We start from the raw sequence: 9,271 nt of genomic DNA, 5'->3' as shown, positions 1-9,271 counted from the left end.
AACGCCGCCGCGAACACCGGGAAACGCTCATACAGCTCCCGGCCCATCCCGGCGCGCTGGCTGCCCTGACCGGTGAACAGGAACGCGACCTTGCCCTGCCGCCCGCTCTGTCCCAGCAGGACGCCCGCGCCCGGTCGCCCCTCGGCCACGGCTCGTAGCCCGGCCACGACATTCTCGCGAGCACCGGCCAGTACGGCGGCCCGGTGCTCGAAGACCGATCGCGTCGAGACGAGGGAGAAGGCGATGTCGGTCAGATCAAAATCAGGTTCGGCGTCCAGGTGTGACACCAGCCGTTCGGCCTGTGCCCGCAGCGCCTCCGCCGTACGACCGGAGATCAGCACCGGAGGCACATCCGGGGTCACCGCCGGGTACCAGTCCTCCGTGTTCACCTCGACTCGCTTGTTGTGCGGCGCCTGCTCAATGATCACGTGAGCGTTGGTGCCGGTGAGACCGAACGACGACACACCCGCCCGCCACGGCCGCTCCACCTGGGGCCACGGCCTGCTCTCGGTCAGCAGTTCCACCGCACCCGAGGCCCAGTCCACGTGCGAGGACGGCTCGTCCACATGCAACGTCCGAGGCAGCACCCCGTGCCGCATCGCGAGCACCATCTTCATCACACCCGCCACACCGGCCGCCGCCTGCGTGTGACCGATGTTCGACTTCACCGAACCCAGCAGCAGCGGCCGATCCTCCGGCCGATCCTGACCGTACGTCGCCAGCAGCGCCTGCGCCTCGATCGGGTCACCCAGCGTCGTGCCGGTCCCGTGCGCCTCCACCACGTCCACGTCGGCGGGGTTCAGCCCGGCACTGCCCAGCGCCTGGCGGATCACCCGCTGCTGCGAAGGACCGTTCGGCGCGGTGAAGCCGTTCGACGCGCCGTCCTGGTTCACCGCGGAACCGCGCAGGACCGCGAGGACCTGGTGGCCGTTGCGCTGGGCGTCCGACAGCCGCTCCAGGACCAGCACGCCCACGCCCTCGGCCCACCCCGTGCCGTCCGCCGCGTCGGCGAACGCCTTGCATCGGCCGTCGGGTGCCAGCCCGCCCTGCCGGGTGAACTCCACGAACGCGCCGGGGGTGGCCATCACGGTCACCCCGCCCGCCAGCGCCAGCGAGCACTCACCGCTGCGCAGCGCCTGCGTCGCCAGGTGCACCGCCACCAGCGACGACGAGCAGGCGGTGTCCACCGTCACCGCCGGGCCCTCCAGGCCCAGCGTGTACGAGAGCCGGCCGGAGGCCGCGGCCGCGCCCATGCCGGTCCCGATGTTGCCTTCAAGATCGGCCAGCGAGCCGACCATCAGATAGGAGTAGTCCTGGCCGCTCATGCCGACGAAGACCCCGGTACGGCTACCGCGCAGCTTGGCCGCGTTGATCCCGGCCCGCTCGACGGCCTCCCACGACACCTCAAGAAGCAACCGCTGCTGCGGATCCATCGCCAGCGCCTCACGCGGCGAGATCCCGAAGAAACCGGGGTCGAAGTCCGCGATGTCGCTGACGAAGGCGCCCTTGTCGGTGTCGCTCCGAGGCCGGCCATCCGAATCGGGAGCCGACAGCAGATCGAGATCCCAGTCGCGGTCGGACGGGAAGCCCGAGGTGGCGTCACCACCTTCGGCGATCAGCCGCCACAGGTCCTCGGGCGAGGACACTCCACCGGGGAACCGGCAGCTCATCGCCACGATGGCGATCGGTTCTGTGGTGACCGCGACCAGCTTCTGGTACTGACGCCTTAGCCGTTCGGCCTCCTTCATGGAGGTCCGGAGCGCCTGTACGACCTGCTCACTGGGCGTATCCATCACAGCCTCCGTACGTCGGGCGGGGTCGGGAAACCTGCGTCCGGCGTCGCCGGTACCAGGACACCCACCACCGCCGCGTCGATCGCGTCAGTCACCACGGCCCTCTCCGCACGCACCGGCACGCGGTGTTCTCACCCGGCGAGGCGTCCCCACCGGGGAGGGGGGGCGGTAGCACGGGTCTCCACATGGTCGGAGAGGATGACCGGCGGTATGCACGACGGGACTCCCGTTGAGAGAGAAGTCGTCGAGCATGCCATCCATTCGGCGAAGTTAGGCCGATGGCGACTCGGCAAACGCCTAGTCTTTGGAAAGCCCGGCGAGCCGGCCGCGCCCACAGGACCGCCTCCGGGCGACCCCGACCGCGCGGACCACCTCCGGGAGAGACCTGCCGCGCCCACCGCCCCGCGCCCCGGGAAAACTAGTGATCCCCCTAATATCGCCGCGATACCGTGCGGGCACGCCGGCGTCAGAGCAGGGAAGACGCGCACGGCGAGGACGGATCCGCACGGAGCAGGCGCCCGCGCGTCACTGGCTGTTCGAACAGCCCGGCTCCCGCGATGGAGGTGTGTGTGATGGGCGAGGGCCGCAAGCCAGTGCTGTTCGTCAGCAATCCCGGGGCCGGTGTCTTCAACCCGCTGCGTGTGATCGCCGCCGAGCTGGCCAGGCGTGGTACGGAGGATCTGTGGTTCGCGACGGATGAGTCCTGCAGGGCCGACATCGAGAGCATCAACGAGGGAAGCGGCGTACGGTTCGCCTCGCTCGGCGAGACGGATCCACTGCAATCCCCCGCCGACTGGGACGACGAGATGTACCGGCTGGCCACCCAGCGGTCCCGCTGGAAGGCACACCACGCGGTGGTGCGGCGCGGTTTCGACCCCGACAGCGGGGAGCAGAAGTATCTGGCACTCGACGCCCTGGTCGAAGAGCTGAACCCGGCTCTCATGGTCTTCGACAGCGTGAACCCCGTCGCGCTCATGATCGCGCTCAGGAGAAACATCCCGTACGTCCTCAGCTCGCCCTTCCTGCCGAGCAATCTGCTCATCACCAGGACACCGCGCGGATTCCCCATGCTGCACACCGGGCTGCCCCTGAACATGTCGTTCCCGCAGCGGGTCCGCAGCAACGTGTTCAAGATCCGGGCCGCGCTGATGTTCCTGCACCCGAGGATGCTGAGGCTCGCGCTCAAGGGCATCTCGTACGCGAAGCAGATCCAGCTTCCGAAGGAGGCGCTCCGTCCGTCGGCGAAGGTCGACCGTGCCGATCTCGTCCTGTGCTACACGGTCTTCGGGCTGGAGTACCCGTTTCCCCTTCCGGACAAGTTCCACCTGGTCGGCGCGATCATCCCGCCGTTACCCGAGGCGCAGGACGACCGCGACCTGTCCGGCTGGCTCGACGCCAACCCCTCCGTGATCTACGTCGGACTCGGCACCATCACCCGGCTGACCCGCCCCGAGGTGCACGCGCTGGTGGAGGTCGCCCGCCGGTTGGACGGCAGGCACGCCGTGCTGTGGAAGCTCCCGGCCGGGCAGCAACAGTTCCTCCCTCCCCGGGAGGAGCTGCCGCCGAATCTCAGGATCGAGAGCTGGATTCCCTCCCAGCTTGACGTGCTGGCCCATCCCAACGTCGCCCTCTTCTTCAACCACGGCGGCGCGAACGCCTTCCACGAGAGCCTGTATTTCGGCAAGCCGCAGATCATCCGCCCGCTGTGGGTCGACTGCTACGACCAGGCTGTGCGCGGCGTGGACAGCGGGGTGAGCCTCACCCTCGACGATCCGCAGACCATCGACGTCGACGACGTGGTCGGCAAGATCACTCAGGTGCTGGACACCCCTTCCTTCCGTGAGCGCGCCGAGTTCTTCGCCAAGGCGCAGCAGGAGGCGGGAGGCACCAGGGTGGCCGCCGATCTGATCCTGGGCAACCCGGCGCTGAAATGATCCGACCAGGTACTGCCGAAGGACGTGGCGACACCATGAAAACGCACAACGGCGACCCGACATCCATCGAGTTCCCGAGGCGCCGACGCGGGCAGCTCTCTCCGCCGGACGAGTACGCCTCACTCCGGGAACAGCCGGGACCGGTCAGGTCGGCGCTGCCAGGAGGCAGCACCGTGTGGCTGGTTGCCAGGCACGATGACGTGCGCACCGTGCTCACCGATCCCCGGATCAGCGCCAGCCCCCTGCACGCGGGCTTTCCGACGATCGGGCGCAACGGGACGGTGCCTCCGCCCGACCAGATTCCCGGCTGGTTCGTCGCGTACGACCCGCCGGAGCACACCCGCTTCCGCAAGGCCCTCATCCCCGAGTTCACCGTACGGCGGGTCGCCGAGCTCCGTCCGGCCGTCCAGCGGGTCGTCGACGCCTGCATCGACGACATGCTCAACGCCGGTACCACCGCCGACCTGGTGTCCGCGTTCGCGCTGCCGGTGCCTTCGCTGATCATCTGTGAGCTGCTCGGCGTGCCGCGTACGGACCGTGAGCTCTTCGAGTCGAGGACGCGCGTCCTGGTGACCCTCACGTCGACCGACGACGAACGCGAGTCCGCGACCAAGGATCTGCTGCTGTACATCTCCAAGCTGATCACCATGAAGCAGCGGTTCCCCGGCAGGGACCTGACCAGCCGGCTGCTGTCGGCCGGGGTGCTCACCCCCAAGGAGATCTCCGGTGTCGCCCTGCTGCTGCTGATCGCCGGACACGAGACGACGGCGAACAACATCGCGCTCGGCGTGGTCATGCTGCTGCTGAACCGGCAGTGGATCGGCGCGCCCGGAGTGGTGGAGGAGGTGCTGCGTTACCTGTCCGTCGCCGACCGGGTCGCGCTCCGCGTGGCCGTCGAGGACGTCGAGATCGGCGGGCACGTCATCAAGGCCGGCGAGGGCATCGTGCCGCTCGGCGCCGCGGCGAACCACGACCATGACGCGTTCGAGCGGGCCGACGAGTTCGATCCGAGCCGTTCGGCCCGCCAGCACGTCGCGTTCGGGTACGGCGTGCACCAGTGTCTCGGGCAGAACCTCGTCAGGATCGAGATGGAGGCCGTCTTCACGTCCCTGTTCCGGCGGATTCCGACCCTTCGGCTCGACGGCGCGGTCGAGGACCTGCCGTTCAAGTACGACGGTGTGCTGTTCGGGCTGCACGCGCTCCCGGTCCGCTGGTGACGGCGCCACAGGCCCCCACCGGTCACTGCCGGTCACTGCCGGTCACTGTCGATCACTGCCGGTCGCCGTCCGCCCCGGTCTCCCAAGGATGAGGAATGTCATGCGTGTCAATGTGAACGCCCAGCACTGCGTCGGTGCCGGCCAGTGCGTGCTCATCGCGCCGGAGGTCTTCGACCAGAGCGACGAGGGAACCGTCATGGTCCTGGTCGAGACCCTGGACGACTCCGCTCAGATCGGCGCCCGGGAGGCGGTCCTCGCCTGCCCGTCGAGGTCCATCTCGCTGACCGAGAGCTGAGGACCGTACCGGGCGGGTGATCGCACCCCGCCCGCACGAACCCGACCCGGCCGGGTCGACGCACACCTGGCCGGGTCGATTCGCGTTCCCGGCCGTTCCCCTCCGGTCCCGCCACCCCAGGTGATCCCCCGCGCGGACGTGACCTTGCAAAGACTGACGTTCCCCTGTCTCTCTGGATACGGTGGTCCCCTACGCGGTCGGGACCACGACGCCGAGACGGCAGGACCGCGGAAACCCGAGACGACGGGACGGCGGAGCTCGTCGAGCTCCGCCGTCGCGGGCCGCCCGCGCCCCCGAGGTGCCGGTCCTGATCGTCGTCCCGGCCCCGAGCTACTGTCCCCCGCCCTCGAGGGCCGCCCGCACCAGCTCGTCGAGTCCCATCGCGTCGAGCGCGTCGTCGGCGTCCTCGTCGGCATCGTCGTCGACGGAGCTCTCCTGGTCACCGGCCAGGTGCAGCAGCGCGTCCAGCACGCCGATCTCCCGCAGCCTCGCCATGGACAGTGAGGCGAACAGCGCCCGGACCCGCGTCTCTTCCTCGCCGCCACCGTTCACGCCGTTCACGCCCGAGGCCGCGCCCGTCTTCGGCAGGAGCTGGGCGATCACGTGTTCGGCGAGGGCCTGCGGGGTCGGATAGTCGAAGATCAGCGTGGAGGGCAGCTTCAGCCCCGTCGAGGCCGTGAGCCGGTTTCGCAGCTCGATCGCGCTGAGGGAGTCGAATCCGAGGTCTCTGAACGCCTGGTCGGCGCCGATCACCTCGCGACCCGAGTGCCCGAGGACCATCGCGATCTGATCGCGCAGCACGTCGAGCAGCACGCCGAGCCGTTCGGGTCCCGCGAGGACGGCCAGCCTGTCCCGCAGGGCGGACGCCGACCGTGAGGTCTCCTGCGCCGAGCCTTCCGACTCGACCAGCTCACGGTAGCCCGGCAGCTCACGCAGCAGCCGGCTGGGCCGTCCCGCCGTGTAGGAGCGGACGAACCGCTCGTGCTCGATGTCCGCGACCACGGCGATCGGCTCGCCTCCGGCGACGAGGCCGCTCAGCGCGGCGACCGCGAGTTCGGGGTCCATCGGGCGTACGCCCATGCGCCGGGACGCCTCCTGCGCCGCAGCCACCTCCGCCATGCCTCCGCCTGCCCAGGCCCCCCACGCCACCGCCGTGGCCGCGGCCCCGCGCTCGCGGCGCCGCTCCGCCAGGCCGTCCAGCACCGCGTTGGCGGCGGCGTAGTTGCCCTGGCCGGGGGTGCCGAGCGTCCCCGCCGCGGAGGAGAACAGCACGAACACCGGCAGATCCATGTCCCGCGTCAGCTCGTCCAGCACGACCGCCGGTGCCACCTTGGCTCGGAACACCGTCTCGAACCGTTCCCTGGTCAGGCCGTCCACCACACCGTCGTCGACCACGCCGGCGGCGTGCACCACACCGGTCAGCGGGAACTCGGCCGGGATGTCGGCCAGCACGGCGGCGAGCGCGTCCGGGTCGGCCGCGTCGCAGGCCGCGACGGTCACCCGGGCGCCCAGCTCCGACACCTCCTCGCACAGCTCGGCGGCCCCGGGGGCCGCCATTCCCCGCCGGCTGACCAGCACCAGGTGCTCCGCGCCGTGCCGGGCCAGCCAGCGGGCCAGGTGTCCACCGAGCGCGCCGGTGCCACCGGTGATCAGTACGGTTCCCGACGGCGTCCACTCGCCGGGCTCGCCGCTCTGGCCCGCCGGGTCCTGCACCAGCCGCCGGGCGTACGTGCCCGTGGCCCGGACGGCGACCTGGTCCTCACCGTCCAGACCTGCCAGCACGCTCGCGAGCCGCCGCGCCGCTTCCCGGCCGAACCCCTCCGGCAGGTCGATCAGGCCGCCCCATCGCTGCGGATGCTCCAGCGCGGCGACCCTGCCCAGACCCCAGATCGCGGCCTGCGCCGGATCGCGCAGGACGTCGCCGGGCTCGGCCGCGACAGCCCCCCGGGTGAGGCACCACAGCGGCGCTTCGACACCGGCGTCGCCCAGCGCCTGGATCAGCAGCGTCGTGAGGGCCAGGCCGTCGGGAAGCACTGTGTTCCCGGCGTGCCCGAGGTTCCCGAGGCTCCCGGCGTTTCCGGCGGCCGCGGACTCCCGCAACGCCAGGAACGAGACCACTCCGGCGAGCGGCCGGCCGTCGGCGTGCGAGCCCAGCCACTCCGCCAGCGCGGCCCGATCCGAAGGCACGGCGGCGAGGTCGGCCACCTCCACACGGACCACGTCGGCACCGAGCGCGTCGATCACCGAGCCCGTCCAGGCGTCGGTACGCAGTTCCTCGGGCAGCACCACCAGCCAGGGTCCGGCCGGACCGGTCCGCGAAGTCCGGCCGGGTGCGGCCGCGCCGTCACCGGTGAGAGGCTTCCAGACGATCCGGTACCGCCAGGCGTCCATCGTGTACTTCCGGCGCCGCTCCCGGCGCCACGACGACAGCGCCGGCAGCACCTTGGTCAGCGCGTCGCCGTCCACGTCGAGCCGCGACGCCAGCGCCTTGGCGTCCTCCTCCTCGACGGCCGCCCAGAACTCGGCGTCCACCGGGTCCACCGTCGGGTCCACCGTGCCGTCCCGGTCCGCCGCGCGGGCCTGGCCCGGGTGACCGGCGTCGGGCCAGAACCGCTCGTGCTGGAACGCGTACGTCGGCAGGTCCACCTGCCGGGCGCCGGTACCGGCGAGGACCGAGGTCCAGTCAGGGCTCATCCCGTGCACGTGCAGCCGGGCGAGGGCGGTGACGACGGTTCGGTGCTCGTCGCGGTCCCTGCGCAGCAGGGAGACCAGCTCGGCCTCGGCCTCCGCGGGGACGGTCTCCCGTGCCATCGCGGTGAGGGTTCCGTCCGGGCCGATCTCGACGTAGCGGGTCACCCCCGCCTCGTGCGCCGCCCGGATCCCGTCGGCGAACCGTACGGCGTTCCTCACGTGCGTCACCCAGTAGTCCGGGGAGCACAGCTCGGCCGTGACGGCGCCGCCGGTGACGTTCGAGATCACCGGGATTCGCGGCTCGGAGTAGGAGACGCCTTCCGCGACCGCGCGGAAGTCCGCCAGCATCGGCTCCATCAGCGGCGAGTGGAACGCGTGCGAGACCCGCAGCCGCCTCGTCCTGCGCCCGCTGTCGGCCAGCGCGCCCGCCACGTCGAGCACCGCCCGCTCCGCCCCGGCTATCACCACGGATTCCGGGCCGTTGACCGCTGCGACGGAGACCTGTCCCTCGTATCCGGACAGTGCCCGCAGCACCTCCTCCTCGCCTGCCTGGACGGCGACCATCGCACCGCCGGCCGGAAGCGCTCCCATGAGCGCGCCCCTCGCCGCCACCAGCGCGCAGGCGTCCCCGAGTGACAGCACGCCCGCGACGTGCGCCGCGGCCAGTTCGCCGACCGAGTGTCCGATCAGCACGTCAGGGGTGAGCCCCCACGACTCCAGCAGGCGGAACAGGGCCACCTCGACCGCGAACAGCGCCGGCTGTGCCCACCCGGTCCCGTCGAGCAGCTCGGCCTCGGGTGTTCCCGCCGGAGCGAAGAGGATCTCCCTCAGCGGGCGGTCCAGCCTGGCGTCCAGCTGCGCCAGCACGGCGTCGAGCGCGTCGGCGAAGACCGGGAACCTGTCGTAGAGCTCGCGGCCCATCTCCGGCCGCTGGCTGCCCTGGCCGGTGAACAGGAACGCCGTCTTGCCAGGGCGCCCGATCCCGCCGTCGAGCACGTGCGGGGCCGGGGTTCCGTCCGCCGCCGCCCTCAGACCGTCCACCAGCTCCGTACGACCGCCGGCCAGGACGACGAGCCGCCGCCTGAAGCTCGACCGGGTGGTGGCGAGGGAGTACGCGAGGTCGGCCAGGCCGAGGTCCGGGTGTTCGGCGAGGTGGTCGAGCAGGCGCTGCGCCTGTGCCCGCACCGCGGCCGGGGTCTTCGCCGACAACGGGACCGGCAGGAGGCCGGGAACCGTCTCGGCCCGGTCCGCGAGATGCCCGACGGACGTCCCGTTGAGTCCCACAGCGGACCCCGGTGCCCCGCCGAGGGCGGCGGATGGCGCCCTGTGGAACCCCGATGG

5 protein-coding genes (1 of these 5 only partly in view) are annotated in these 9,271 nt (G+C 71.2%); 3 read left to right on the top strand and 2 right to left on the bottom strand.

Going from position 1 to position 9,271, the window contains the following annotated elements; translation table 11 throughout:
- On the bottom strand, positions 1 to 1,793 hold a 1,793-nt coding region (locus ACIBH4_RS17605; protein WP_399172370.1), incomplete at its 3' end, for a type I polyketide synthase.
- Positions 1,794 to 2,365: 572 nt separating this feature from the next.
- Between ACIBH4_RS17605 and ACIBH4_RS17600 the strand changes: the two genes are divergently transcribed.
- From ACIBH4_RS17600 to ACIBH4_RS17590, 3 genes are all read left to right on the top strand, one after another.
- Entirely contained in the window at positions 2,366 to 3,727 is a 1,362-nt protein-coding gene (locus tag ACIBH4_RS17600) for a glycosyltransferase (RefSeq protein WP_362521158.1), read from the top strand.
- A gap of 35 nt (positions 3,728 to 3,762) precedes the next feature.
- A complete protein-coding gene (locus ACIBH4_RS17595) occupies positions 3,763 to 4,944 on the top strand; it encodes a cytochrome P450 (RefSeq protein WP_362521161.1) in 1,182 nt (393 codons plus the stop codon).
- 100 nt (positions 4,945 to 5,044) lie between these two features.
- Positions 5,045 to 5,239 (top strand): ferredoxin, encoded by a 195-nt coding sequence (locus ACIBH4_RS17590; protein WP_362521164.1) that lies wholly within the window; start codon positions 5,045 to 5,047, stop codon positions 5,237 to 5,239.
- Positions 5,240 to 5,569: 330 nt separating this feature from the next.
- On the opposite strand, the gene ACIBH4_RS17585 is transcribed toward ACIBH4_RS17590, so the two are convergent.
- On the bottom strand, positions 5,570 to 9,271 hold the final stretch of the coding sequence (locus ACIBH4_RS17585; RefSeq protein ID WP_399172367.1) for a type I polyketide synthase. It continues 25,899 nt past the right edge of the window; the window shows 3,702 of its 29,601 coding nt (coding positions 25,900-29,601); its start codon lies off the right edge, out of view — the gene reads right to left on this strand; its stop codon occupies positions 5,570 to 5,572.

It is taken from the genome of Streptosporangium sp. NPDC050284 (assembly GCF_044459525.1).
Lineage (GTDB): Bacteria > Actinomycetota > Actinomycetes > Streptosporangiales > Streptosporangiaceae > Streptosporangium.
The sequence above is the reverse complement of the archived record's forward strand: the minus strand, read 5'-3'. Positions and strand labels throughout refer to the sequence as shown.